Source organism: Paraburkholderia caledonica NBRC 102488, assembly GCF_000685095.1.
Classification (GTDB): Bacteria; Pseudomonadota; Gammaproteobacteria; order Burkholderiales; family Burkholderiaceae; genus Paraburkholderia; species Paraburkholderia caledonica.
In genome coordinates, this window is record NZ_BAYE01000037.1 from 1 (window position 1) to 25,836 (window position 25,836).

The window sequence follows — 25,836 nt, forward strand, 5'->3', positions numbered from 1 at the left end:
CACCACACAGTGCAGCGATGCCAACCAACTGAGGTCAGTTAGCTCCGTCGGGTAGTCTGGCCAGACCGAGCCCAACCAGCGCGGAGCTCGCCCCGCAAATGCCGACGAGCTTTCCCACGAACAGACCTGCAGCGATCCCAAGCGGCAGCGGCTCGGCCAGCGCCGCGAGTGTCACGCCATCGAACGAGACGCCGGCATTGGCAAAAGCAAAGATCGGCAAAACGGCGAAGGCCACCCAAGGGTGGAGTCCATGTTCCATCTGGTGAAGCGGAACGTGGCCTTGCGCATCCTTCGTCCTCAACGGCACGGCGAAAGCGAGCGCAACGCCTGCGAGCGTCGCGTGAACGCCGGACTTCAGCACGCATACCCACAAGATCACGCCGACAATAACGTAAGGTGCAATTCGTGTGATTTTTAGCAGGTTCAAGGCAATCAGCACTGTAATTGCCGCGGCCGCGAAAAGTAGCATCGGGACTGAAACATCGGCTGTGTAAAACAGCGCAATGATCACGATCGCGCCCAGATCGTCGGCAATCGCCACTGCGGTGAGGAATATCTTCAACGATTGTGGCACCCGGTTGCCGAGCAGCGAAAGAATGCCGAGCGCAAATGCAATGTCTGTGGCCGTTGGAATGGCCCAGCCATTCAGGGCCTCGCCATGCTCACGGTTGATCAGAAAGTAGATGAGTGCAGGCACTGCCATTCCGCCGACTCCGGCGACGACAGGCAGCACGATCTGTGCGGGAGTGGAAAGCTCTCCTTCAATGACCTCGCGCTTCACCTCCAGTCCAATCAGAAGAAAGAAAATGGCCATCAACCCGTCGTTGATCCACAGTAGCAGCGGCTTCGCGATGATTAGCGATCCAAAGCGCACCTCCACCGGGATTCTCAGCAGATCGTCGTAAGCGTGTCGGAGCGGTGAGTTGCTGCAGATCAACGCGAGAACTGCGGCTGCCATGAGCAGCAGTCCGCCCGCCGATTCCAGTTTGAGGAACGTGGAGATTCCATCGGCCGTCTTGCGCAATGCATTGTCGATCACGATGCCCATCCGTTGCCAGCGAATCAACTCGTGAAGGTATCGGGTATCCCGGTCGACATCAATGGCATGGGACTGCCCACGACTGCTTCTGGAACGACCCAAAAGGGATGGTATTTTGAACGAAGCTCGCAGGCTATTGGACTTTAGCCCTATATAGGGAGGCATCTCACCGCCCCGTCCGGAGCAGCGCAAATCATCAATACCGGACGGCGATGGCTGTGTATTATCAGCGCATAGTCGACGCTTTCAGCGCGGTCGTCACGCTGCTCCCGGTGGTTGGCCCGACCCTCCGCGAGCAGCATGACTCGCTTAATTCTGCAAGAGCCATAACGATCATGCAAAACGCACATGTGCTGTTGCCCGACGCGCTGGTCGTGCTCGCGATCGTGATCGCCTCCCGGTTGGGAGACTTCTGCTCCGAGGCGATGAACCGGCGTCTCACCTACCTCATCGCGCTCCTGTCGTCGATTGCCGCGTGCATGGGGTTCGCGATCGTATCGTTCGATTCGCATCGGTATTATTTCTTCTCGCGGATGATCGTGGTCGATCCGTTCGCCAGCGTGATGAAGGCGACCGTGTCGCTCGGTTTCGCCGTCTCGCTCGTCTATTCGCGTAGATATCTCGAAGATCGTGACATGTTCCGCGACCACGTGTTCCTTCTCGGGATGTTCTCGCTGCTCGGCCAACTGATTATGATTTCGGGCAACCACTTCCTGATGCTGTACCTCGGTCTCGAATTGATGTCGCTGTCGCTCTACGCCATGGTCGCGTTGCGCCGCGACGTCGCACAATCGAGCGAAGCGGCGATGAAGTACTACGTGCTTGGCGCACTGGCTACGGGTTTCCTCCTGTACGGCATCTCGATGCTCTACGGCGCGACGGGCTCGCTAGAACTGAACGAGGTACTTAAGGTGGTGGGTTCGAGCCGCGCCAACGATCCCTTGTTGCTGTTTGGAGTGATTTTCATCGTCGCAGGTGTGGCATTCAAGATGGGCGCGGTGCCGTTTCATATTTGGGTGCCGGACGTGTATCAGGGGGCGCCGACCGCAATGACGCTCTTCGTCGGAGGCGGTCCCAAGGTCGCGGCGTTCGCGTGGGGCATGCGCTTCCTCGTGATGGGTCTGTTGCCGCTCGCAGCAGGCTGGCAGGCGATGCTCGTAATTAAGGAATCCGACATAAAGCAAAAAGTCCCGCCCCGGATGGCGTTTTCGTTCACCTCAAAAGATTGGCACCGCCCGAATATCGAAATAAATGACCTTCGTCAATCTCGCTTGCCGCCGCCTGTGGCTCGCGGACCTCTCGCGTCGATCGGCAGCTACATTAGCCGAATTAGAGAACACGCCCCCGTCAGCGCACGGAACGGTCAAGCGAGTGCGCTTTCATCGCTATTCAATTCGGCGCTGCACTAGGGGCCTGCAGGAAAGGTCACAAAATCGCCTCAAGCGCTGGCTGGGGAACAACTTTCTGCAAAGCCCTTTGAAGAAAACTTGTTCCCGACATGTCTGCCAGCCGCAATTCGAATGGCCACGCCGGGAACAAAATTATGCGAACCAACGCGACCCATTCCTCTAGGCGACTTGTCATTCGGATCGCGACGTCGTCGGATAGCGTCGCGATTCCGTCCCACGCTTCCTGCGAGGTCATTACGGCTCTCGCCCATGGATCACCGTTTTATCCGGGCATGGTCCGGCATATCTGTCGATTAACACCGGTCTTAGAACGCGGTTCCCGTGGCCATCTCGAAGATGAAGTCCTTGAGCAGGACCTTGGCTTCGTCGGTGCGCGCGCCGAACTCGGCACCGACCAGCACGCCGTCTTTTTTGCGCTTGACGTTTCTTGCGACGCAATTCCATAGGACAGCGTGCGTCTTGCCATCTGTCGGCAAACGCAATGCGAGCTTGAAGTGCTCGCCGGGCATCAGTGCCGCATCGCGCATAGACAATTGAAGACCATCGATGCTGACGTTGACCACAGTCGCATCGTATCCCGCGGCGGCGACATCGTTGCGAATGACGCGTGCGGCCACCCTGGTCTCGACGCGTCGATGGCGCCTTACCCTGTGTTTGACCAACTTCTCGGGATGCGCGAGCACTACAAGATCGGTAGGAGCCGCGTGACGTGCGGTCACCCGTGTGCCGAACGTGTACACGTCCCGTCCGAATATCATCCTTGCCTGGACGATGGCCCCGGGTTGCAGCAGTTCATCACCCGTTGGCGCTGTCACGATCAGCGCACTCCCTTTGACGGTGCCGACATACGCAGTTTGCACCGAGCGTCTGTCCACGCCCTCCACTGTGAGTTGCAAGCAATCCAGTGCCCGGGGCAGTGCGGGAAAGTCCATGGTGATTGCAGTAGCGGCGCTCGATGCTGGACGATGGTTCGCGCTCGAAATCAGTATGCTGCCGGCGGAACCGCTCCCGTTTCGTGGCCCGGCCCTGCTGTCGTCGCGATATGCACCGACATCGAAAAGGCGCTCAAGCTGCGCCTCGGAACTAATGCAGCAGCCCCGGTTCAGAAGCAGTCTGCCATTAGCCGTGTAAATCGAAAATCTGATGGGTGCACCCAGTTGGACGTCCCCTCTGCAGACTTGGACAAAGGCCATGGTGATCGACGGTATGAGTTGGACAGTTGGACTTCGCGCCGTTGCTTCGCGGCGGCTCGAATCATCGCGAGTCACCCGACTGTATCGCGGCAGTCGAATCACAAACGTGCGCCAACGCTCTTCCGTCACTCTAATCCCACGGACCCCGCGCCTGTATCTGAAGACGATGCGCTCGTCCGCCCGCAATGATGTTTGCGGGCTTGATTGAAGTTGGCACTTCGGCAGCGAGTCGCGCTCGGCTTTATCCGCGATCGCTCACGGGCCATTCGGCGCCCCTGCTACACCCGTGATTGACATAAAGCCCGTCTCCACGGGCGGCCTCCTTTTGGCGGCCGCTTTCAGCGCGGCGGTGACCTTGGAAGAAACTAACGGAAGGGCACGAGTGGGGTCGCGTGCTGCCGAAGGCAGCCGCGTAAGAGCGAAGCATATTTACCAATCGCATGAGTCGGCACGCGGCCATGAAGGGGCACTTCGGGGCCTGTGCCGACGTTCATCGTTTCAAATCAAGTCGCCGTAGAAACCCGGTGCTAGCGGCTCTTGCCGACCCGGTTGATGTCCATCGTGTGGCCTGCATGTCGATGCATGCTCGCTGTTCTGGCCGTAAAGACCCATCTCTTTGACCTGTCCCATTCCTGACAGCTCCTGTCCAAGGCTCTCCTGAATCTGCGACAACACCTCCGCGATCAAAGCATGTTTCCGCCGGAACGCGGCTCGCCTGTTAGAAGGCACTTGGCCAATCGCCCGATGGTGCAGGATGCGAGGGAGGATGAAACGATCATCAGACTCCACGCCACCGATTTCACGCCAGAAAGCGTCGTAGTCAGCGTGAAACCCCTTGTCCCGAGCGTGTGACACGTGCGAGCTTTTCGCGACAGCTGCGAGCACCGGGATGTTCAGCAAACGACACAACTCGCAAAGCGCCTCCATTACCGCCGCTTTGGGACGAAGACCATGACATGCTTTCGTCGCGTCACGTACACGTTCCCGATCAATTCCGGCTGGCCCCTGTAGGCCACCAATCAAAAGCACCCACGAGCGCGTCTCCGCCGAGTACTCGATGCTTACCGTGGCCCACGCAAGATCGACCCCGGTCTGCCGGTCCGTCCACGCCACTGTCAGCAGGCCTTCACGCCAGCACCGCGTGGGTTCGCGCAAAACGATGTCGTATTGAAGCGTGGACGACAGCGAGACCGATTCGCCAAGCAGATAGATGCGGGCCGTGAGCGCATCGCCCAGCATTTGCTCCATCGCCGCATAGTGTCCGCAAATCAGCGCGGCCCGACTGAGGGCGGGCATGTCCGCCCGCCCGAAACGATGGAATGGTTTTTCTACGAAGCGCCGGTTGTGGACGGCGAGATCGGTCAATAGGGATTGCCTGCTCAACGCCTGAAACCAAAACCACGCCGCGCGTGGATAGATCCCGGAATACAACAAAATCCGAAACCCTCGGAAAAGGGACTTTGGACTCGTCCCGAAAACGGCTTTTCGAAGTAGCGTGTACGTGTTTGAAAACGTCGCCATCGAATCGGCCCAACAGCGGGACGGCGCTGCGATGTCAGCGGCAAGTGCCGTATAAGCCCAAGGCTCGGTCCCGCGTGGCGCCCAGCGAACGGCATTTTTTAACTTCATATTTTTCGCGCCCCGTTGCGACCGCCGACGACGGTCGGCTGCTCGGCGCAGATTGTAACGTCAAAAGATTACGATTTATTACAGGGGCCGCTTTTGGAGGTTCCAATAGGAGCCGGAGTACAGACTGGATACATCGCCGACAGGTCTACGGCGGACATAGTTGACGGTTTCGGCCAATCGAACGCCGGATCCCTCCATGCCCTCGAACGTAAAAGACACCATGAGCGAGAGCGCCGCTATTTGATGCCGATTGCCATCGAGTCCGGGCCAACAAGCCGCTCCACACGCACCCGCGTAAAGCCCGCCTCGCGCATCCATTCGATGCATTGCGCGCCTGTGTAGTCGAAGCCGCCGGGAGTTTCGATCAGCATGTTCAGACTCATTTGCACGCAAAAAGCGTTGTCCCGGCGCTCGTCGTCGATCATCGCGTCATAGACGATGAGGGAGCCACCATCCGACAGCGAGTCGTGGCACTTGCGCAGCAAGGCGCGCTTCTGGTTAAGATTCCAATCGTGAAGGACGTGGCCCATCACCAGCACGTCGGCTGTTGGGCACCGATCGTCGAAGAAGTTGCCTGCGTAGAAGTGCAGTCGATCCTCCAATCCGTGCGATGCGACATATTCCTCAAAGACGGGCCGCACTGGGGGCAAGTCGAAGCCGCCGCCTGACAGATGTGGATGCGCGAGCGCGACCTGCACCGGCAGTGCGCCCTGTGCCGCGCCGATGTCAATGAACGTACGGTAGTTCTGCCACGGAAACTGCTGCACGATCGCGCGGGCAGCCCCGAGACTGACGCCGCTCATCGCGTGCAGGAACGTCCGCAGTCGTGCTTCGTCGCTATAAATTGCCTCAAAGACGTTCCCGCCCTGCCTGGACTCGTTTTGTGGCATGCCGTTGCGCAACGCTTCTGTGAGCGAGCCCCAGAACGGATACAGCCGTGAGTTCGCCATTTCGAGCAGCCCGCCGACATAGCTCGGCTTCTCCTTGTCGAGGAAGAGATCGGCGTCTCGCGTGTTGCTGTAGACGCCGTCAGTGCGGTTCAGGAGCTTGAGCGCGACAAGTGCGTCCAGGAAATCGGGCGCCGATGGCGGATGCAGCCCCAACGCCCCAGTGAATTGCGAGGCCTCTTGAGGGCCGCGTGAGATGGCTGAACAATTGCATCTCCACAGCCGAGAGCAAGGTCTTTGATGCCCAGAACCCCATCGCCACCTGCAGGATTTGTTCGGGCGAAGGCTCCGCTTCTGTCGCGTCATCGGCGCGCGGCGCCTCTTGTTGCGTGGCTGATACTGATGCCATCGATGCCTCCTATACGGGCTGCGGCCATGGCGCACCCGCAGGCTTTGCAATCAAAAACTCAGGCGGGCGCCCTCTTCCTGCCCTTTTATTTTTCCGCACTGCGCTCGCTTGCATAAGCCAGATCGGTGCTCTAACTTTGGTCGATCGTCTCGCCAGAAGCATTGAACGGAAAGCAAAACGCACGACACCCCATCGTCTTCGACCAACTCACAGCAGCGGCCGGGATTTTCTTCCGCGGTGCGGCGTCGGGTCCCTGCGCGACGCTCATGGACTTCTGACATGACCCTATCCAGTCGAACCCGGAATGTGCTGACCAGACCGCCGGCCCCCCGCCTGTCGGCGCTCGGTCACATACAGATCGCGTCGCTGTGGTTTGCGCTCTTTACCCAATGGATGACGGTCATTCCGGTGCTCGTGCCGGCACAGGTTGCCGAAATGCTCGGACGCGATGCCGCGCTAAAGGAAGGCGTGGCCGGCTCCGTCATTGCGTCAGGCGCACTCATTGCGATGGTCGTGGCGCCACTGGCCGGAGCGCTTTCAGACCGCTGCTCTGCAAAACATGGACGTCGGCGACCGTTTCTCGTCGCCGGCGTGTTCGGCACCTCGGTCGCACTGGTATGGCTTGGGTCATTCAACGGCGCGGGGAATATATGGCTGTATACACTCGCATTCCTGCATCTCCAGTTCTGGTGGAACTGGGCGGCAGGTCCGTACGCCGGGCTTGTGCCTGATGTCGTGCCGAAACAGGAAGCCAACCGCGCGAGCGCGTGGCTCAACCTGATGACCATCCTCGGCACCATCACTGGCAACGTGGTGCTCGTTGCGCTCTATTCTCCGCGTCACCTGTATCCCACGGTTGCCACGTTCATTGCGATCATGTTGCTCTGCCTTTGGCTGACTATTCGCGGCTCGCGCGAGCCGACCCCCGCTGGATCCCGCGAACGGTTCGAGCTGTTCGCGTTCATCCGCTCGTTCTATCTCGACCCACGCCTCCACCGAAACTTCTACTGGGTGCTGGTGACTCGCCTGTTCGGTAACATGGGTGTCTGGTCGATCTTCACCTTCATGTTGTACTACCTGCAGGACGTGATCGGCATTCGCCATCCGACCAGTCTCCTGAACGGGCTGCTCGGTGTCGGCGTGGTGCTAGCGATCCCGGCCAGCCTGCTGGGCGCACGGCTCGCCGACCACCACGGCGTCGTTCCCGTCGTCCGCCTGACAAGCTGGATCATGGCCGGGGCTGCAATCGGCTTTGTCCTCCTGGCGTTGCGTCCGAACCTGTTGCTGGTGATCACGGTCGGGCTGGTTTTCTGCGCGGCTTACGGCACCTATCAAGCCGTCGATTGGGCACTCGCGCTGCAAGTCTTGCCGGACAATGCGTCCAGCGGCAAGGACATGGGCATCTGGCAAGTGTCGATGGTGTTACCGCAGATCCTCGGCCCTGCTGCTACCGGGTGGATGCTGTCATGGGTCAAGGCGTTTGCCGGTACCGGACCCGCCTACGTCGCCGCGTTCGTCGCCGCCGCAGTGTGGTTCGTGCTCGCGGCGTGGCTTGTCTCACGCGTCAGCATTGCTTCGCCGCAACAAGTATCCACCGGCCTCGCCGGGCGATCATGATATGCGGCCCGCCTCGCCCATTGCGCTCTCATCCCGGGCCCTCACCAGTAGGCAATGGCGCGGCCGCTGGAGGTCGACGTTCACGCAGAATGTGACCAAGCGCGGCGTGGCCGATTGTTCGGCCGGAGCGGCTATCCGCATCCGATCGAGTCCCGTGCTCAACGAATGGCCTGTTGCGACCGATTGAGCCGCACAGGAGAACCCTATTTGAAAACCGGCGAACAGGCGCGCGGTGATAAGCCGCGTGCGATGATGACTCGCCAACAGAATCGTCGGGTTCTTCTCCCGTTCGGTCCGACCTCGTCTTGCTATCGCGTCGAGCAGTAGTTGAGTCTCAGGCTAACCGGGTCATGCTGTAACGGGTGGTAACGGCGGAGGTAGCGGATGGCGTTGCCACGCATCGGCATCGTAACGTTCGTTTTTTGCGAGCATCGCCCACAACATCCGGGCGTACTTGTTGGCAATCGCAATCAGCGTCTTGTGATAGCCCTTGCGATCGTGGAGCTGTCTGATCCACCGTTGTAGCCGGCTTGCGTGCGTGGGGTCCGCACGCAACGCCGACTGCAACGCACTTCGGGCGCCCTGAACAAGCAGCGTGCGCAGATAGACGTTGCCGCGCAGGATGATACGTCCAAGCCGCGTCCTGCCGCCTGATCTGTGCTGTCGTGGCGTCAGGCCTAGCCAGGCACCGAACTGTCGGCCGTTCCTGAAGACCTTCGTATCGGGCACCGTAGCGACCACGGCACTCGAGGTCAACGGACCGACGCCGAGCAGTTCGCTGCGCGTCTTTCGACGTCACTGCATCTGGCGTGCGTGGCGATCTGCTGGTCACAGCGGGCGAGCCGCAGGTTCAACGCGACCAGTTGTTCACGCACTTCGAGCAACATGGCACGCACCGGGTCAGGCAGCCCGGCATCTTCGATCAGTACGGGCAACGCGCTGAGCAAGCGGTCTGCCGAACGCAATCACCACCCCGAATTCGGCCAGCAGTCCGCGCGTGCGGTTCAGCAGTGCAGTCCGTTCCTCCTGTTATCCCTGACGGACGCTATGCCACGTCAGAATGGCCTGCTGCTCGACAGATTTGATCCCCACAAAGCGCATCGTTGGCTGGCGGGCCGCAACAGCGATCGCCTCGGCATCGGCTGCATCGTTCTTGCCTCGCGGCCTGAACGGTTTGACGAACTCGGCGGGAATGAGCCGGGCGGTATGACCGCGCGCGGCAAACCAGCGAGCCCAGTGGTGAGAAGAACCGCAGGCTTCCATTGCGAGCGGCATTGGGGCAACTGTTCGGCCCATCGCATGAACGCCTCGCGTCGCAGCACGCGTCGCTGCAACACGGCACCGGCAGTATCAAGCACGCAGACCGCGAATATGTCCTTTGCCAGGTCGATGCCGACTGTAGTAAGCTGGCCCATGACTTCCCCCTCCTGTTCCGATTGATGGATGGCACCTCAATCATGGCACTTGATGCCTGCGACTTCAGCGTCGCACCGTGACCGGGAAGTCCCTCACATTTGAAAAAGTCGCCGCAGATGCGGAATGTTGGTTATCCTGGGAGACATCAAGCGACGGGAGCGAATCGTCATGATGGGTCGACTGGATAGCGGACAGGACAAGCTCTTCTACTCGTTCAACCTCGACAACCATGTCCCGCAATCGCACCTGTTGAGAGGTATCGATCGCTTCCTCGATCGGCGAGATCTGCGCCAGCACCTCGCGCCGTTCTACAGCCCAAGGGGCCGTCCATCGATTGACCCGGAGCTCATGATTCGCATGTCGATCGTGGGCTACTGCTTTGGCATCCGGTCCGAGCGACGCCTATGCGAAGAGGTGCATCTTAACCTCGCATACCGGTGGTTCTGCCGCTTGGGTCTGGAGGATGCCGTACCAGAGCATTCGACGTTCTCAAAGAACCGTCACGGGCGCTTCCGCGATAGCGATCTGCTACGTCACGTATCGAATCAGTGCTGAGTCGCTGCATGGCGGAGGGCCTCGTCAAGGGAGAGGGATTCGCCATTGACGCAAGCATCATCAAGGCGGACGCGAGTCCTGCGCACGGAGTACCGGGAACAGAGCCTATCAACTGGGGTCGTGTCGAGGGGCGCAGCCGCGCTGTGCGGGAATATCTTGATGCACTGGAACAAGCCAATCCGGTGGCAGCAGATACGTCCGAGCCAGCCGACTCTCCACCCCCTAAGAAGATATCACTGACCGATCCTTCTGCACGATGGACGGCAGCTCCGGGTGGTCCCGCGTTCCTTGCCTACTCGACAAATTACCTGATTGATCTGCAGGCAGGCATCATTGTCGATGTTGAAGCGACGCCGGCGAACCGGTCACAAGAGGTCGACTCAACCAGGACAATGATCGATCGCGTCGAACATCAACGGAACCTGAAGCCTCGCAGACTGGTAGGTGACACCGCATACGGCACAGCGGCGCTGCTCGGCTGGATGGTTGGTGAGAAACAGATTGAACCACACGTCTCGGTCTGGGATAAAACAACGCGGAAGGACAATACGTTCTCCCGCAGCGAATTTATCTGGAACGAGCAGGCCAACGAGTATCGATGCCCTGCGGGGAACGCGCTACGCAGCGACTGGCGTCCATTCAGAAATCCCCGCACACACGTCACGAAAGCCGACACCATCGTCTACCGATCGAGCCAGATGGGGGATCAGTACGAGCCCTGAACGCGTGTAGAGGCCTAACATGGACATTCGCGCGACTGCTCCGCTTGCTGAGCGGCCGTTTCGATCACAACGCCGCGGGTCGCGTCGATGAACCTTGGCTTCAATAGAATCACTCGCCCGGGCGGCGGCGCCGCCGAACACGCTCCCAACGCCGCACGGCAATGCGTGGTTCATAGATGTTTGAGCACACCGCTCGCCAGCTTGCGCAGTTCGTCGAACTGCGTAACGAGTTCGAGGCACAGAATAAAGGCCAGCATCGCTGACGGCCCCGGGTAGCGTTCGATCCATCGCAGCGCCGGAGTTGCGTAGCGCACGCGGATCGCATCTCGCGTCATGACATAGGCGATTCCGATTCCCAAGGCGGCGCCCACCAGCAAATCGGTTGGGTAGTGAAAGCCCAGGTAGGCGCGCGGAACGCAAATGAACAGCACGGTATAGGTAATCGCCAGCACACCGATGCCCCGCCACACGAGAAGGACACCGGTGGCGACTCCCATCCATAGCATCGCGTGATCGCTTGGGAAGGAACTCCACTTGACAGGAGGGCGTCCTTGATAGCGCTACCTGCAAAGTGCAGATGCAGTTCAGCGCTATAGATAGGGCGCACTCTGAACGGCAACCAGCGTAGTACGCAATAAACTTGTCAATTTTGCGACATCAAAATAATCAATTCACGGGGCGGCTCCGCGTTTAATGCCGCGAAGACTTGCCGGACAACGATTTCGGGGTCGCGAATTAAACATGTCAACTGTTTCGCGGCATTGCGAGCAAAATCAACATCGCGTGAGACGCCGCCGCTGATCCCGTTGCCCACCAGTTGATTTGTTCTATCACAGGCACAAGCCGGCCCATGAACGGACAGCCGCTGGGTGCCTCGACGCGACGATCAGGCGTCAGTTGCGCCTCGCAATCAGCCATTCATTGCTTCATGAGCAGGAAGTCCAACGATTCAAAGTCAAGAACGAGCCATCAGCATGGGACCTACCACGGTGGATGGACCGTCGCGCGGCATCAGCGGCGCTCTGGCGGTATGCGAGCGCGCCAGCGGAGCGCATGTCGACTGGCCTGACTCCAACCTGCCGACGGCTCAAATAGCCTGCTTCTTCATGAGCAACTTTAGTAGCACGGGCAGCAACAGTAACACGAGCGGCAACTGGACAATCAGGCCGGAAATAATCGCGATGGCAAGCGGCTGCTGCATGGCCGATCCCTGACCTAGCGCGAAAGCGAGCGGCAGCAATGCGAGGATTGCGGCGATCGTGGTCATTGCAATGGGCCGCAGGCGATTGCGCCCCGCCGCAGTCAGCGCATCCTCGAACGGCATCTCTTCGTCGCGGGTGAGCCCTTGCAGTTCCGACACGTAGAAGATCGCCACTTCCGTCACGATGCCGATAATCATCGTCATACCCATCATCGCGGAAATATTCAGTTCGATGCCAGTGACCCATAAGCCGATGAACACCGCGCCCGCCGCGAGCAAGGGCATAGCCATAACTGCCAGCGCTACCCGGAAACGCTCGTAAAGAAATAGCAGCAGACCGAACACCAGCGCCACCGCCGCGCCGAACACGGTCAGCAATCCTTTGAAGGCAATCTGCTGTTGCTGATACAGGCCGCCCAGTTCGTAATACACACTGGCCGGCAACAGGCTTTTATCGCCGAGCACCTTCTGCACGTCGGTGATCGTTGAGCCCAGATCACGGCCGTCGATGCGCGCAGTCACCGCGACCATTCGCTTAAGATTGTCCCGGCTTATTTCGGGCTGTCCTGTCACGGTGATCTGATCGGCAACGCGATTCAGCGCAAAAAGATGTCCGTCCGGCGCGCGGATCTGTAGCTGGCCCAACTGTGTGTCGGTCAATGCTGCGGCTCCGGTCACGCGCACACGCACGCCGACCGTTTTCGGTCCGTTCTGAAACTGTGTGGCCACGTTGCCTTCGACCATATCGGAGACGGTCTGTGCTATCGACTGCGGGTCCATGCCTTCAGCAGCGGCGGCTTCGGGCCGGATATGCAATTCCAGCGCGTCGCCCGCCGGATTGATGCCGTCATTCACGTCGACCACGCCCTGAATCTTCGCAATGCGGGCGGCCACCCTGCGTGCGGTCGTATCAAGCGTCTTCTGGTCATCGGAATAGATCTTGATCTGGATGGGTTGCGGGACCGCGGTCAGGTCGCCAATCAGGTCTTCCATGAGTTGCGCGAGTTCGATATTGACGCCCGGCACCTGGGCTTCGACTTTCGAGCGGATTTCTTCCATCACGGTCTCGATCGGCTCGCGCTTGCCCGACTTCAGTCGCACAAAGAAGTCTCCCTTGTTGGGCTCGTTCAGATCGCCGCCGAGACCTGCGCCCGTGCGCCGCGAATAGGTCGCGACGTTCGGGTTCGCCTGGATGACGCCTTCGATCTGTTTCATTAGCCGGTCCGTTTCGCTGACTGAAGTGCCGGGCTCTGTGTGGTAGTCGAGCACGAAGCCGCCTTCGTCCATGCTCGGCATGAAGCCGCTGCCAACGCGCGTGAAGGCGAAGGCCGCCACTACGATGAGCGGCAAAAGACCCAGCAACACGAGAACCGGCCGGGCGGTGACGCGCTCGACGAGAACAGCGTAGCGCCGGTTCATCCACGCGGCGAAGCGTGTTTCGTGATGCTCTTCGGCGTCTTTCGGCTTGAGCCAGCGATCGCATAGAATCGGCACGGCGAGCCACGTGACGAGAAAGGAAATGAAGAGCGCGCTTGCCATTGTTATCGACAGTGCCTTGAAGAAGGCGCCGGTGACACCGGAGAGGAATGCAAGCGGCACGAAAATGATCAGCGTCGCCGCCGACGACCCGGCAAGCGGCCGCGTAAATTCGAGCGCCGCGGCCATCACGCGACCGTGAAAGGCGCGGGCGCCGCCCTCGCGCATACGCCGCGCGATATGCTCGATCATCACGATCGCGTCGTCGATCACGAGGCCGACCGCGGCGGCCATGCCACCGAGCGTCATGATGTTGAATCCCATGCCAAACACGTCGAGCAGCAGGATGGTCGCTGCCATCACGACCGGCACGAGCGCGACAGCGATGGCGGTGATCTTCCAGTTACGCAGGAAGAAAAAAAGCGTCAACGCCGCCAGCACCACGCCGATCATGATCGCGTCGCGCACGCTGGTCGCCGAGGCGATTACCAGTTCGCTCTGATCGTACCAGTTCGCCAGACGCACGCCTCGGGGCATCTGACGCTGGAAGTCGGCGAGCTTCGCGCGAATCGCTTTGGCCATGGACACGCTGTTCGCGCCGGGCTGCTGATAGACGTTGATGAGAACCGCGTCCTGGCCGTCGGCGGTCACGCGCATCCATTGTGGTACCGCGCCCTGACGGACCGTCGCGATATCGCCGAGGCGTATCTGCGTAGCACCGTTTGACGATACGACGACATTGCGCAGTTCCTCGAGCTGCGTGATCGTGGTGTCGGCAATCACGAGATACAGCTTGTAGTGATCCTCAAGCCGGCCGTTCGCCATCAGCACATTGCTCGCGCCGATGGCCTTCGACACATCGGCGAGCGAGAGTTTGTACGCGGCGAGCCGGACGGGATCGATCGCGACTTCCAGTTCGTCCTGGGCGCCGCCTGTCACGTCCACGCGCGCGACGCCCACTACAGATGAAAGCAGCGGCCGCATCTGGAACTGCGCGAGATCGCGCAACGCTGAGAGCGACTGATCTTTCGACGTCAGGCTGTAGGCCAGCACCGGAAACACCGTGGGGTCCATGCGGCGCACCTGCATCGAGGTGCCCTGCGGTAGCTTGGCGAGAATTTCGCTGATGGCCGATTGGGCTTGCAACGTCGCTTGCGCCATGTCGGTGCCCCAGTTGAAGTTGAGCGAAATTTCCGCCGAGCCCCGACTGGTTTTTGATTCGACGTCGAGCACATTCGGCACGCGGCGCAGTGCTTCCTCAACGGGCATGGTGACCAGCGCGGCCATCTGCTCCGCGGGGCGGTCACCTGCATCGAGAGAAACCACCGCGCGCGGGAACGCGACGTTGGGGAACAGCGAGATCGGCAGCCGGAACGCGCTCAGTATGCCGGCGATTGCCAGCAAGGCGATCACGAACAGCAGCGAACGCCGGTGCATCTGCATCCATTGGCCAAAATTCATCGCGGCGCGCCTCCACTGCCTCGCACCGCCATGCCGTCCTCCAGCTCATAGTTGCCGCTGACCACGAGAGCCTGCGTCTGGTTGAGCGCGCCGTCTACACCGTAACGGTCGCCGTTCTCGACCTCGATCGCCACGGCGACGCGCCGGGCCTTGTTTTGCGCGTCGACCTGGAAGACGTACGCGCCCTTGTCGCCCTTGAGCACCGCCGCGCGCGGCACGATCCAGCGAACGCCGTTTCTCGTGGCGATGTCGGCGTTCACGCGCGTGCCCGGAATGAAAGCGCTCTGTCCGAGCGGCACGTTCGCACCCACATCGACAAGCTGGCTCTGCGGATCGATTGAGGCGCCGACCAGCACGACGCGGCCATCTATCGCTTTTTTGGCGAGCGTGGCCGACAGCCCGTGCAGCGTCACCGTGTCGCCGGGGTGGACCTGCGCCGCATCGGACGGTTCCACGCCGAGTGTCACGTTGGAGCGCATATCGTTGCCGGCGCCGCCGGTCAGTTGGAGTATCGCCGCGCCCGCCTGGACCTGGTCTCCCTGCGCCACCGATAGCTGAAGGACCACGCCGTCGAACGGCGCGGTCACGATCTTGTTGCCGCTTGCGACGCCGCTCTGGTTTTGCGCGGCGAGTGTCTGCCGCGCGTCATCCGCTGACTTGCGGGCGGCCGCTAGCTGCGACTGCGTCGCGAGTCCCTTGTCGAACAGCGATTGCGTGCGCGCGAGTTCGCCTTGTGCGAGCGTGACGGCGCTCTTCGCCTGGGTCGCGGCGAGGACGGCGGCCGGATCGGCCTGCACGGCGACGAGCGGCGTGCCGCGCGTCACGGTCTGTCCCGGCTGCACACGGATCTGCACGACACGCGCAATGTACGGCAGATTGATCGTGGTGACGTTGGAGGCGGAAGCCGCGACGATGCCGTAGGCGCGCACGGGTTGTGCGATGGCCCCACGCTGAGGGCGCACCGTCTGCACTGATACCGCGGGCTTGTCGGGTGAAGAGTCCGCTGCTGCAGAATCGGCCGCGCCGGATGAGTGACAGGCGGAAGACGTGAAGACAGCGCCGGCGGCTATCGTCAGCAGCGCAATATGCACTCGCCGCGTCGCAAATAGTCTATTTCGCATGAGTTTCGATGAAGTTGTGAGCAGAGAAGAACGCGTCGGGAATCGCGCTGCCCAGCAGCGCTTGCAGCGCGACGCGCTGCTCTGCAAGCGACTCGCGCAATGTCGCGACGTCGATGCGTTTGGTGAGCGCTGCACTTTGTGCGTCGGTATAAGAGCCGAGCGTGAGGTCGTGTTCCGCGTAAGCCGCGGCCGCATGCCTGGCCGCGAGATCGACGTCGGGCAACGCAGACTCGGTCTGCTGCAACTGGCGCGAGAGGATCGCGTTGTCGGCGCGCATGTGCGCTACCTCGGCGTGCGCCTCGTTCAGGCGCATTTGATATTCGTCCCGCAGACGCTGGCGGGTGGCTTTTTCTATCGCCACGTTGCCCTGGTTCCGGTTGAAGATCGGCAAACTGAGGTTGATCTGGAACCCGCTGGTATAGATGTTCGACGTGTCGCGCGCTCGCACGAAGCCCACGGACAGGCTCGGGAACTGGCTCAGAATCGCCGCGCGATATTTCTGTTCCTGCGCTTCATAGCCGGCTTGCAACGCGATCAGATCGGGGCGGCGCTGTGCAAGTGTCGCAAGCGCGGCGTCGAGCGTTGCATCCTGGAGCGGAGCGGTTTCGCCGGTGTCGGCGAGTCGCAGTTGTACGTCGGGCGCGAGTCCTAGCAGCGTGTTCAGATCGCGGTGCGTTTGTTCTGCGGCGCGTTCAGCGTCGGTGTACTGCTTGCGGGCGTCGCTATAGGCGGTCAGCGCGGCGGTGAGTGTGTCGTCGGTGAGGTTGCCATCGCGGCGCGCTTCGGCCATACGCGCGTAGCGTTTAAGCGAGAGATCGCGTTGTTGCCGCAAGAGCGGCAGTCTGTCCTGCTGAAAGCGCGTCTTGATGAACAGCTGCCGGGCTTGAGCGACGATCTGCCATTCCTGCCACAGCAGGCCGAGATCGGTTTTGGCGACCGTTGCATCGGCGGATTGCCTGTTCGCGCTGCGAAGCACGATCGCCATCACGTCGATGCTCAGGCCATAACTGAAGGCGCGTGTCGTGCCCACGGCCCCTGGATAGTCGCTGGACACGCTCAGTTGGGGATCGGGCAGTAAACCCGCCGAATACGCTTGGGCGCGGGCGATGCCGAGATCGTCGCGCGAGAGCTTGAGGTCAGGATTGTTAGCCACCGCGAGCATAGCGACTTCGTCGATGTCGAGTCCGTCGGACGGATCGAAGCGATGCGCGGCCAGCTCGGGTAGCGGCATGGTCGAAGGATCGATCTGGAGACGCTCGAGCGTCCTTTCAGGTGTGGCCGTTGCCTGAGGTAGGAGCGGCTCCCGGTGGTACCAGGTGCAGCCGCTGATCAGCACTATGCTGATCGGTATCAGGGCGTGGTGTTTCACGGGCGAGCGGGCGGTCAGACGGTCTGTCGGCCTGGCGCGACACCTCGTGATTAAACAGCCAACTGCTGTCTGCACCGCTGAAGCTGCAGCCGCTGCGATCCTGCATACGGTCAAAATCGGCTCCCAAAAGAAGATGTACGGCACCGCGATGGGATGTCAAAAACGGCACGTCATTGTGCCAAATGCGTCCTTAAGAAAACCTTAACGCCCCTCTGCGCCTGTCAGGACGGCTTTTCGGCTCGGGGTACCATGGCGTTGCTCCTGACGTGCGCCTTCATCCGCTGCTCCATGTACCTGTGAATTTGAGCGGCAAACTAACGGCTGCTTGTGCCTTGGTTCGTCAGGCGCGTCGTTCCAGGCAGCCTTGATCGAATCGCTGGAAGAACCCGGAAGCTACATAAGCATCCGCTAAGGTTCGATGCGTAGTCTGGGCCTGTGCGTCGCGATATGTCCTGTCGTTGCAGTCTAAGGTCGGACTCGGAAGAACCCGGCGCGCGCAATTCACGAATCCAGCTACCCGGAAGGAGTTCATCATGAAAAGTCGTCTGTTCTCGATTAGCCTGATTGCTATCGCCACGGCCCTGCCAGCTGCGAGTTTTGCGCAGCCCGCAAAGGGTCCACTCACCCGTGCCGACGTGCGAGCGCAAAGCGCAGAGGCGGCGCAAGACCATCGCATGCAGTCGAAAGTGCACTACCCGGATGTACAGCAAGCCGCGAACCAGAATCAATCCGCGGACACAGGTGGCTACGGTCAGCAAACTGGTGGGTCGTCGGAATCGCGGATGCGGCCTTCACGGAATGCCGTCAGATCCAGCGCGGTTGACGGAGTCTTCATTCATCACTGATAGGCGAGCTGCTCGGTTCAAGCCAGCTCAGCCGGTGCACATATCGATGAGCGGCGCGTTGGCCGCCAGTGCTTGCGGAAGCTCTGATCGTTATGTGCCTCGAACGAGTCGAATGCCGGCGCGATTGGTCACCCGCAAACTGCATACGCTCGTTCACGCGGTGTACCTCCTGCGGGGGACCAACTGTACGATAAGAGAAACCGCCACGTGTTGGGGACGTCCAGAACTGTCGTCCGCAGAGGGCTGCCTGAGTACAGAAAGCAAGGGACTCTTGTGCCCCTCGTAACGACGCGCTCAGTCGCGTTTGCCGCGCGCACCGGTGAGCTTTGAAAAACCAAGGCGTGGGGCACACTGTGGTGGTCTTGCTCCTGCCCGTGGATCGACGGTGGCTCTCGCCGAGGGAAGCGTAAGCGAAACAAGCTGCCGCGATTGAGAATGGCGGGAAAAGCCAGGAGATACAGCACCATGCGATTGTTGTTAGTGGAAGACGATGAAATGATCGGCGAGCCGGTGGTGGAGTTCATGCGGCGGGCCGGTTACGCGATCGACTGGGCCCGTGATGGACGTGAGGCCGCGCTCTCACTGGATCACGATGTCTATGATGTCGTCCTGCTCGACCTGGGGCTACCGAAGGCGGACGGCGTTGACGTTCTCAGCCGCTACCGTCGCCGTGGCGGAAGCGCGCCGGTGATCATCCTGACAGCCCGCGATGCGGTTGAAAACCGAATCGCGGGTCTCGATGCCGGTGCGGATGACTATCTCGTCAAGCCATTTGACCTCGATGAACTGGCTGCACGCGTGCGCGCGATGCTACGCCGTCGCACCGGACAAACGAACCCGCTATACACGCACGGTGATCTTACCCTGAACCCGGTCAGTCACGAGGCCTCCTTGAGGGGCGAACCGCTGTCGCTGCTACCACGGGAATTCAGCCTGTTACAGGCGCTTATCGAAGAACCGAAGCGAGTATTCAGGCGTTCGGAGCTCGAAGAGAAACTGTATGGTTGGGGCGAAGAGGTGGGCAGCAACACAATCGAAGTCCACGTATCCAATCTGCGGCGCAAGTTAGGCGCCGACCATATTGTGACCGTGCGCGGTGTCGGCTATCGGCTCAAGAGGGGCGAATGACGTCAATTCGCCGCTGGCTGCTTGGCTGGTTAATCGCTGGACTTGGCGCTGCCGCATTGACCGCCGGTTATGGCATCTTCCTTACGGCGCGATCAGAGGCAAGCGAACTGTTTGACTACGAACTGCGCACGGTGGCGCTTTCCCTGCCGGCCACAATCACCGACAGCAAATCGCTTACGCACCGCAGCCCCGACTTCGAGGGCCTCGCGGAAGACAGACTTGTCATACAGATCTGGGGCAACGCTGAGACGCCGCTTTACATGTCGCTGGGCGGCATTGATCTTCCCCGGTTTCCCGCCGGCATTCGCACCATCGAGCACCAGGAGGTTCACTGGCGCCTGTTCGGCTCGCAGCAGGGCGATCGTTTCGTCCAGATCGCGCAGCCTGTATCGGTGCGCAACGATCTCGCACTGCGCCTGGCGCTACGTACGTTGTGGCCGTTGGCGCTGTTCTTTCCGGCGATCATACTGATTGTGCTTCTGGTTGTGCGCCGCGGGCTATTACCGCTCGAAAGGATTTCAAACGCGCTCGCGACCCGCTCATTGGACTCGCTTGCTCCATTGCGTCTGGCCGGGCGCATTCCGGTCGAGCTCAAGCCGCTTGTCGCTGCGCTGAACGATCTGCTGAAACGCCTGGATATCGCATCCCAGTCGCAGCGCACGTTCGTGGCGGATGCCGCTCACGAACTTCGATCGCCGCTAGCGGCGTTAAAGCTTCAGATACAGGCCGCTAAGCGTGATCGCTCAGTAGCCAGTTCCAGGACGTTCGACCGGATCGAGGGAAGGCTCGACAGGATGATCCACCTGGTGCAGCAGCTCCTGACTCTTGCGCGCGAAGATGCGCCCCGCACTGAGCAGCTGAGAGTGGTCAGCCTGCGGCGATTGGCGGAGCGTGCAGTCGCAGATGCTTCCGTACTCGCCGAGGCCAGGAAAATCGATCTCGGACTGGAGTGCGACGACGCTTCGTCTGCACATGACCTCTACAACGCACATGCAGAAGCCGGCGGTCTCGAAGTCCTGCTCAACAACCTGATCGACAACGCTATCCGGTATACACCGGAACTTGGCAAGGTCGACGTGATACTCGCCCGAAACGGAGCTGAAGTGAGCGTATCGGTCGTCGATAGCGGCCCTGGCATTCCTGAGGCGGAACTCGAACGGGTCTTCGACCGCTTCTATCGCAGCATCGGCAGCAAGGAGCAAGGCAGCGGTTTGGGACTAGCAATCGCGTCGCGGATCGCAGAGCGGCAAGACGCCACGCTCAGCCTGGAAAACAATAACGGGCGGCCGGGACTGAGTGTTGTTTTAAAAGGCCTGCGCAGCGCTTAGAGGAGCTAGACGAATCCAAGGCAAATACGTCCATATCAGTGAGCCGATTATCGGCGTGCGTTGACGCCAGGCAGCGTACATGTCCTGCTCGGCCTCGGCCACCATGACGAACAGGGGTACGGTCGGGAAATTCCTTGAACAGGAGGCGGTGCACACCGTGAATCGACGCCGTATCGTAGAGACTACCTTCGGGTGCTGACTGAAAGTCTGCGAATGTGCTCGGCCTGCTGATATCGCGTCCCATCGCGTCCAGGTTACGGAGCCGGTGCATGACCATAATGCCGTTCCAGCCGATCAGGGACACGGCAAGATGCGCGCCGCGTCACAACCCGGCGAACACGTTGTGGAAATACTCCGGATTCCATCGCCATCAGCGCGATGCCGACAAACGAGCCGTCCAGATGGGAATGGCGCCGTCCGAGCCAGGTTTGCCGAAGACTTACTTCGAGCGCCCACCGCCACTGAGCTTCCGTACTGCATCGCTCTGAGCGACGGTTGGTCACCGTCGAGTACCGATCAGCCGACAAAGGCCTTCGCCGGTCGAGGCGCAGGCAAGCGACTTCTCCCTGGACCGCCCTCGACCTAGGCCTAATAGCGCGATCCCCCGCCGGGAGAGACATTTTTCTTCCGTCGAAAGCCGGATTGCCAGCAAATCGCTGCTGGTCTATAACTGTATCGGCGCCCTGAAAGACGGAGGCTCCAAAACCTTTGCATTGGGAGGCTGGCGATCAGGCCAGGACTAAGCGCACCCAGCCCTGTTCTAATCGGGGCTGCTGAATGACGGAGCTCATCATGGAATGCGGGTGCCGCAGGTCGATCATCGATGCAACACCGGATTTCTCCCTTGGCAAATACTTCGCGCATGCGCGGCTGGTCCGCGCGTCGCTTGACGATGATGCCGACGTCGAGATGCGCATCGAGCGTGGTATTGGCTGGTTCGACACTGAGAACGAGGCGATTGAAGCTGCCCAGCAATGGGCGTTCGGTTGGATTGGCCGGCGTGACGGCAGCGTTGTTGGCAATGCGGGCGACCCACCGGTGCCGGGAAGGGACGCCTCTGCCGGGACCTACTAGAAAGCAGCAGCCATTGCTGCAGCCAGCACAGACCGCGCATTGAGACGCTGGCTTAATACGGCGGCTATGCACAATCCACGCGGTCGCAAGAGTTTCGCAGCAGCGGTTCGCCTTACTGAATCGCGTTCCACCGAGGCACGATGAGCCGGGGCAATGAATATTGGACGGATCGGCCTGACGGACAAACAGAGAAGCTACGCGGGGAGAAACGATTGAAGAACACTGGAATACAGTGCGCCAACGAAAAAGACGTTCAACGTTCGACATCGCCGCGGCCGGCATCGCCTCGCAAGCGACGCATCGCCATCCTGCTCGTTGACGGGTGCGATCTCGTCGGTGCGAACGTCATTGCCGAGGCATTCACTCTGGCTTCCCGGCTCACATGCCCTGACGATAGTCTGCGCGCGTATGATGTGACCTTCCTGTCCGAGCGCGGGGGGTAGTCCGGGTGGCGTCATCCCTGCAGGTCTGTACCGAAGCGTTCGAGATGCACAAGGACGTTGGCTTCGACGCGCTCTTCGTTGCGGCTCCGGATCAGTACGTCGATTCGCTAAGTCTGGAGCCGTTGGCGCAGCGCCTGTGCCACGGCCGAGTGAATGCGACGCAGATCATATATCTCTGCAAGCATCCGTCACCACCTGATGGTAGACCCGTCACCTTGCGGCCTGATGTCGACAGTCCAAGATCGAAAGCATTCGACGATGCGTTGGGCGCCGCCGTCGCCGTCATCCGGCGCGATCGGGGTGACATGCTGGCCCAACGCGTTGCCCAGGAACTGTCGATCGTCTCCCGGACTGTGGTCAGTCTCGCCCTCGAGGAGACTTGCACCGGGCCAGGCGGCAGGGTACGCATCGCCGCGACTGGTTGCAGGACAATTGTCATCGTCCGATCTCTGCGGGCGATGCCGCCGCCGCTGCTGCAATGAACGGACGCAACTTCGCTCGCCACTTCGGGCGCGAACTGGGTGTTTCACCGTCGGACTATCTCGTTGACCTCAGGCTGCAAATTGCCCGCCGGTTGCTTGTCGAAACCGATCTCACGGTCGACAAGATCGCCGAACTCTCCGGCATGAGCAGCGGTGTTCATCTCGCCCGAACGTTCCGGACACAGATGAAAATCCTGCCGTCCGAATACCGTGCGTTTCATAGCGACGGCAAATCCAGACGCAAGGGCACGGCCGCCGCCCCAGATCTGGCGCTCCTGAACGACACACGTACTGGCGCGCCAGACTGAATGCTCTGTCGGTGCCGCCGCAGGCATTACAAAGCGCGGGGAAGGCGTTCGGGTGCGGATGCACAGCGGTTGGTTGGATATCATCCGCAGCGCGGCGAACCGCCGCAGACGGGAGGAAGGTATCGGCCAGAGGACCTGACTGCCGGAAGGTCTGGCTGAGCGAACCAGGGGCTCGTTCAGTCATCGTCGCCTGAAAAGATATGGCGCCCGTCAAAAAGCCGCAAGTGAGGGCAGTCTGGAAAGTGCTCCGGCATCGGGCGGCTACCTTGGGCGCAAGTCACCGGCGATTCGATCGTGCCTGTTCCGCTCGCTGTTAGTTCATGCCGAGCCCCATCCCCAAAGGCGGCATTTCTCGCCGAGGCGCGCCACTCTTCGGCGATCCTCGGCCACTCCTCGCGCTCGCGGCTGCCTGCCAGTTGCCGGGCTGCCAATTGTGCACATTTCTGGGCCTCGCGGCGGAATTTGTCGTTTTCCATCACCGCTCCGAACGCAAGCGATTTAGGTATAGCCCGGTTCGCGTATCATAGCAGCGTCGGCCGGAATCGCTATTGTTCGCCGCGGAACACCGCCTGCCACCATGACGCCGCTTTGCCGCGCCCAGACCGCTAACCCGCTGCTCAACCAGTTGTGCTACGGCAGCAAGGCGGTAGCATTGTCATTGATCGGCCAGCATGACGGCAGATATCTGCTTGCAGCCGGAGACGACATGGACACGTAGGCCCGGCTCAAACCTGTGCCGGATTGCGCCGGTCCGTCGCAACGACGGTCGGCGACTCGGCAAGCGGCAGAAAGAGTCGTGTTCCGCCGTGTCGAGTGCCGTCCCGAATGCGACGGGTCTATTGGTATCGCTTTTCCATCGCCTGGCGCGAGCCTCTTGACGCCCCTGCTGGGCAGCTCGATCGCCGTCAGTCAGTACGCGCATGTTGCCTCTTGCAAACCACGCCCGTGACTATCCGACACGCTCTCAAGTTGATCGCTTATGCAAGCGTTCGTCTGGACCCGACTGTGAGGCCAAGTTCGATTTCGGCAGAAATGCTGCGCTTGAGCAGGGGGCGTGACTCTGCGGACGGGTTTACGACATAGACACGGGTAACGTCGATGCACGGCGCATGCAGGGCCGGTTCAGGGACGCAGCCAGCCTAGGGCGATCGGCCACGCGAACAGCTTACGATATAGCACAACCGCCACATGCATCACCATCGTCCCGCCGAGACGCCAGAGTGGCGCAACCGACGCACAGGCCGCAAAGGCAACGGCGACGGCTCCGACCATGTCGAGCGGGAAATGCACCCCGACGAACACACGCGCCCACGCAACCGCAAATCCGCCCAGTAGAGTCAGCAACCCAAGCCGACGCGCCTGCCCCGACAGCAACGTCAAGGCGATACACCAGAGGATCGTCACATGGTCGCTCGGAAAAGACGAGTCGCGGGCGTGCTGCAGGAACGTATGACCGAGCCCGATCATGATCGGTCGTGGATGCGGCCATGCTAAGCCGATCAACTGGTTGATGCCCAAGGCGAGCATCGCCACCACGCATGCCCGGACCGCAAGGTCGCGCTGCTTTTCGTTGCCCCATAACCATAAGCCCATGAGCAGCAGCGGAACCATGTAGATCCCGCCGTCTGCGATCAGCACGGCTGTCTGGATCTGCCATGTCGGTGTCGCCGGCGTCGCGTTAATGTTGAGAAACAGCGCCTGGTTGAATGCTTCGAGTGTATTCATTGCACACAGATCTCTACAGGTTTGTCAGCGACGATCGGCCCGCGACCGCAGCGCCAGGCAGCTGAGACACAACGGTATGTCGAGGAGCGCCGCGCCTACGCAAAGATCAGTCGTGCGTCGGAGCGGTCTCGCAGCGAGTAACGACGGCCCCGCGCCGGCTGCCTGCACACGCCGCTTGCGGGATCAAGGCGCCGGACGCAACGCCAGTAACGCTGGCGGCGACGCCTAGGCCGCCAGCCAGAACAATCGGTGCCCTGCGTGGAACCCGTCTCCTCCCTCAGACGACGACGCCAATGCACACTGAAACGGCAGAACGCTCACCCAGTCTTGATGCCCTATTTGCCGTCCGGTGCCGAGGACATTGGTGCCAGTCAGGTTGCCAACCAGTGAACGATCGGCAAGCAGTTCACAAACGAGGACAGCACCGGGCGTTGATTCGCCCTGCCTGACTCTTCTATATGGTGAACAAACCGCCTTCACCACCGCGTCGATCCTGGTGGCCGCGGGAATCGGCCGTAGCTCACCTGCCGCACCGCTGAATTGCCCGATCACCTGTCCGAAGCGCCGGGAACTTACCGCCTTCGATCCATAGCGCGCACCCGTGCAGTCCAGCAAGAAGAGCGTCACGTCCGTTGTGCAATCGACGCCGGCCTCCTTCTGCACAGACGCGTACGGGTCTTCGTGCAAATGTGAATGAATCCCCTCCAATCCACGCCAAAGATCCAGCATCCGCGAAACCCGAAGCTTGGTGCTCGATGCGATCGCCAGCCACACCTCGGCTGGTGCGGCGGTGAATGATATTGCGGCTGCAACGACGGCGAACCAGGGTCGCACAGGCGTGCGTCGCTGGTACATAGAGCGCCCAGCCTTAACCTGATGGTTACCCTGTCCTGCCGCACATTGCATTGCGTCACGACAGTTGCCAGTCCGGCGCTTCGACGGATGCTGTTCCCGAGCAAAGCGGCACACCAACAACACAGATCGCCGATTCGGTCCGAG

18 protein-coding genes and 5 pseudogenes are annotated in these 25,836 nt (G+C 60.8%); 11 read left to right on the top strand and 12 right to left on the bottom strand.

The genetic code is table 11. The features are described 5' to 3' along the window. Window positions 1-34: 34 nt before the first annotated feature. Window positions 35-1,231 (bottom strand): Na+/H+ antiporter NhaA, encoded by a 1,197-nt coding sequence (nhaA, locus tag BCA01S_RS36065; protein WP_244146105.1) that lies wholly within the window; start codon window positions 1,229-1,231, stop codon window positions 35-37. A gap of 143 nt (window positions 1,232-1,374) precedes the next feature. On the opposite strand from nhaA, the pseudogene BCA01S_RS36070 reads away from it, so the two are divergent. Further along, window positions 1,375-2,202: pseudogene (locus BCA01S_RS36070) on the top strand (NADH-quinone oxidoreductase subunit N); the annotation flags it as partial. A 551-nt stretch (window positions 2,203-2,753) separates the two neighbouring features. Here the strand turns inward: BCA01S_RS36070 and BCA01S_RS32660 are convergent. The 3 genes and pseudogenes from BCA01S_RS32660 to BCA01S_RS36075 form a co-directional block, all read right to left on the bottom strand. Further along, entirely contained in the window at window positions 2,754-3,380 is a 627-nt protein-coding gene (locus BCA01S_RS32660; protein WP_027780469.1) for a PilZ domain-containing protein, read from the bottom strand. 759 nt (window positions 3,381-4,139) lie between these two features. Then, window positions 4,140-5,270: a DUF535 family protein gene (locus BCA01S_RS32665; RefSeq protein ID WP_042320276.1), complete on the bottom strand. Its 1,131-nt coding sequence runs from the start codon at window positions 5,268-5,270 to the stop codon at window positions 4,140-4,142. Between the two features lie 236 nt (window positions 5,271-5,506). Further along, window positions 5,507-6,566 (bottom strand): annotated as a pseudogene (locus tag BCA01S_RS36075) (methyltransferase). Window positions 6,567-6,845: 279 nt separating this feature from the next. Between BCA01S_RS36075 and BCA01S_RS32675 the strand changes: the two are divergent. After that, window positions 6,846-8,183 (top strand): MFS transporter, encoded by a 1,338-nt coding sequence (locus BCA01S_RS32675; protein ID WP_027780471.1) that lies wholly within the window; start codon window positions 6,846-6,848, stop codon window positions 8,181-8,183. Between the two features lie 348 nt (window positions 8,184-8,531). Here BCA01S_RS32675 and BCA01S_RS36660 read toward each other — a convergent pair. Then, window positions 8,532-9,541 (bottom strand): annotated as a pseudogene (locus BCA01S_RS36660) (IS110 family RNA-guided transposase). Here BCA01S_RS36660 and BCA01S_RS39370 point away from each other — a divergent pair. Next, complete coding sequence (locus BCA01S_RS39370; protein ID WP_027780475.1) at window positions 9,458-9,679, top strand: hypothetical protein; 222 nt, start codon at window positions 9,458-9,460, stop codon at window positions 9,677-9,679. The pseudogene BCA01S_RS36660 and the gene BCA01S_RS39370 overlap by 84 nt on opposite strands. A gap of 88 nt (window positions 9,680-9,767) precedes the next feature. Further along, window positions 9,768-10,852 (top strand): annotated as a pseudogene (locus BCA01S_RS36085) (transposase); the annotation flags it as partial. Window positions 10,853-11,046: 194 nt separating this feature from the next. Here the strand turns inward: BCA01S_RS36085 and BCA01S_RS36090 are convergent. The 4 genes and pseudogenes from BCA01S_RS36090 to BCA01S_RS32720 form a co-directional block, all read right to left on the bottom strand. Further along, window positions 11,047-11,498: pseudogene (locus tag BCA01S_RS36090) on the bottom strand (phosphatase PAP2 family protein); the annotation flags it as partial. 465 nt (window positions 11,499-11,963) lie between these two features. Then, window positions 11,964-15,014, bottom strand: coding sequence for an efflux RND transporter permease subunit (locus BCA01S_RS32710; RefSeq protein WP_027780476.1), 3,051 nt, complete (start codon window positions 15,012-15,014; stop codon window positions 11,964-11,966). Further along, window positions 15,011-16,135 carry an efflux RND transporter periplasmic adaptor subunit gene (locus BCA01S_RS32715; RefSeq protein WP_027780477.1) on the bottom strand — a complete coding sequence of 375 codons (1,125 nt, stop codon included), beginning with the start codon at window positions 16,133-16,135 and terminating at the stop codon, window positions 15,011-15,013. Before BCA01S_RS32715 ends, BCA01S_RS32710 begins: the two co-directional genes overlap by 4 nt. Continuing rightward, a complete protein-coding gene (locus BCA01S_RS32720; RefSeq protein ID WP_244146104.1) occupies window positions 16,125-17,366 on the bottom strand; it encodes a TolC family protein in 1,242 nt (413 codons plus the stop codon). The genes BCA01S_RS32715 and BCA01S_RS32720 overlap by 11 nt, the downstream gene beginning before the upstream one ends. Window positions 17,367-18,037: 671 nt before the next feature. On the opposite strand from BCA01S_RS32720, the gene BCA01S_RS32725 reads away from it, so the two are divergent. From BCA01S_RS32725 to BCA01S_RS36670, 7 genes are all read left to right on the top strand, one after another. Further along, on the top strand, window positions 18,038-18,349 hold the full coding sequence (locus tag BCA01S_RS32725) for a DUF4148 domain-containing protein (RefSeq protein ID WP_027780479.1): 312 nt from the start codon (window positions 18,038-18,040) through the stop codon (window positions 18,347-18,349). A gap of 465 nt (window positions 18,350-18,814) precedes the next feature. After that, window positions 18,815-19,477, top strand: coding sequence for a response regulator (locus BCA01S_RS32730; RefSeq protein WP_027780480.1), 663 nt, complete (start codon window positions 18,815-18,817; stop codon window positions 19,475-19,477). After that, window positions 19,474-20,805: a sensor histidine kinase gene (locus tag BCA01S_RS32735; protein ID WP_027780481.1), complete on the top strand. Its 1,332-nt coding sequence runs from the start codon at window positions 19,474-19,476 to the stop codon at window positions 20,803-20,805. Before BCA01S_RS32730 ends, BCA01S_RS32735 begins: the two co-directional genes overlap by 4 nt. A 269-nt stretch (window positions 20,806-21,074) precedes the next feature. Continuing rightward, window positions 21,075-21,293: a hypothetical protein gene (locus BCA01S_RS38300; protein WP_156955170.1), complete on the top strand. Its 219-nt coding sequence runs from the start codon at window positions 21,075-21,077 to the stop codon at window positions 21,291-21,293. A 289-nt stretch (window positions 21,294-21,582) separates the two neighbouring features. Further along, the gene (locus tag BCA01S_RS36095; protein ID WP_244146103.1) at window positions 21,583-21,879 is read left to right on the top strand and encodes a hypothetical protein; all 297 of its coding nucleotides are present in this window, start codon (window positions 21,583-21,585) and stop codon (window positions 21,877-21,879) included. Between the two features lie 487 nt (window positions 21,880-22,366). Beyond that, window positions 22,367-22,804: a hypothetical protein gene (locus BCA01S_RS36665; protein ID WP_027780483.1), complete on the top strand. Its 438-nt coding sequence runs from the start codon at window positions 22,367-22,369 to the stop codon at window positions 22,802-22,804. Beyond that, window positions 22,801-23,112 carry a helix-turn-helix domain-containing protein gene (locus BCA01S_RS36670; protein ID WP_027780484.1) on the top strand — a complete coding sequence of 104 codons (312 nt, stop codon included), beginning with the start codon at window positions 22,801-22,803 and terminating at the stop codon, window positions 23,110-23,112. Before BCA01S_RS36665 ends, BCA01S_RS36670 begins: the two co-directional genes overlap by 4 nt. A 176-nt stretch (window positions 23,113-23,288) precedes the next feature. On the opposite strand, the gene BCA01S_RS32760 is transcribed toward BCA01S_RS36670, so the two are convergent. From BCA01S_RS32760 to BCA01S_RS36105, 3 genes are all read right to left on the bottom strand, one after another. After that, window positions 23,289-23,588 (bottom strand): hypothetical protein, encoded by a 300-nt coding sequence (locus BCA01S_RS32760; protein WP_027780485.1) that lies wholly within the window; start codon window positions 23,586-23,588, stop codon window positions 23,289-23,291. 646 nt (window positions 23,589-24,234) lie between these two features. Continuing rightward, the gene (locus BCA01S_RS32770; protein WP_027780486.1) at window positions 24,235-24,837 is read right to left on the bottom strand and encodes a phosphatase PAP2 family protein; all 603 of its coding nucleotides are present in this window, start codon (window positions 24,835-24,837) and stop codon (window positions 24,235-24,237) included. Between the two features lie 225 nt (window positions 24,838-25,062). Beyond that, window positions 25,063-25,692 carry a hypothetical protein gene (locus tag BCA01S_RS36105; protein ID WP_027780487.1) on the bottom strand — a complete coding sequence of 210 codons (630 nt, stop codon included), beginning with the start codon at window positions 25,690-25,692 and terminating at the stop codon, window positions 25,063-25,065. Window positions 25,693-25,836: the final 144 nt, after the last annotated feature.

Coding starts and splice junctions, on each gene's coding strand:
- BCA01S_RS32715 (WP_027780477.1), bottom strand. CDS start 16,135: ATGCGAAATAGACTATTTGCGACGCGGCGAGTGCATATTGCGCTGCTG.
- BCA01S_RS36105 (WP_027780487.1), bottom strand. CDS start 25,692: ATGTACCAGCGACGCACGCCTGTGCGACCCTGGTTCGCCGTCGTTGCA.
- BCA01S_RS32725 (WP_027780479.1), top strand. CDS start 18,038: ATGAAAAGTCGTCTGTTCTCGATTAGCCTGATTGCTATCGCCACGGCC.
- BCA01S_RS36670 (WP_027780484.1), top strand. CDS start 22,801: ATGAACGGACGCAACTTCGCTCGCCACTTCGGGCGCGAACTGGGTGTT.
- BCA01S_RS32710 (WP_027780476.1), bottom strand. CDS start 15,014: ATGAATTTTGGCCAATGGATGCAGATGCACCGGCGTTCGCTGCTGTTC.
- BCA01S_RS36665 (WP_027780483.1), top strand. CDS start 22,367: ATGCACAAGGACGTTGGCTTCGACGCGCTCTTCGTTGCGGCTCCGGAT.
- BCA01S_RS32735 (WP_027780481.1), top strand. CDS start 19,474: ATGACGTCAATTCGCCGCTGGCTGCTTGGCTGGTTAATCGCTGGACTT.
- BCA01S_RS32770 (WP_027780486.1), bottom strand. CDS start 24,837: ATGAATACACTCGAAGCATTCAACCAGGCGCTGTTTCTCAACATTAAC.
- BCA01S_RS32660 (WP_027780469.1), bottom strand. CDS start 3,380: ATGGACTTTCCCGCACTGCCCCGGGCACTGGATTGCTTGCAACTCACA.
- BCA01S_RS32720 (WP_244146104.1), bottom strand. CDS start 17,366: ATGCCGCTACCCGAGCTGGCCGCGCATCGCTTCGATCCGTCCGACGGA.
- BCA01S_RS32675 (WP_027780471.1), top strand. CDS start 6,846: ATGACCCTATCCAGTCGAACCCGGAATGTGCTGACCAGACCGCCGGCC.
- BCA01S_RS36095 (WP_244146103.1), top strand. CDS start 21,583: ATGACGGAGCTCATCATGGAATGCGGGTGCCGCAGGTCGATCATCGAT.
- BCA01S_RS32665 (WP_042320276.1), bottom strand. CDS start 5,270: ATGAAGTTAAAAAATGCCGTTCGCTGGGCGCCACGCGGGACCGAGCCT.
- BCA01S_RS38300 (WP_156955170.1), top strand. CDS start 21,075: ATGACCATAATGCCGTTCCAGCCGATCAGGGACACGGCAAGATGCGCG.
- BCA01S_RS32730 (WP_027780480.1), top strand. CDS start 18,815: ATGCGATTGTTGTTAGTGGAAGACGATGAAATGATCGGCGAGCCGGTG.
- BCA01S_RS32760 (WP_027780485.1), bottom strand. CDS start 23,588: ATGGAAAACGACAAATTCCGCCGCGAGGCCCAGAAATGTGCACAATTG.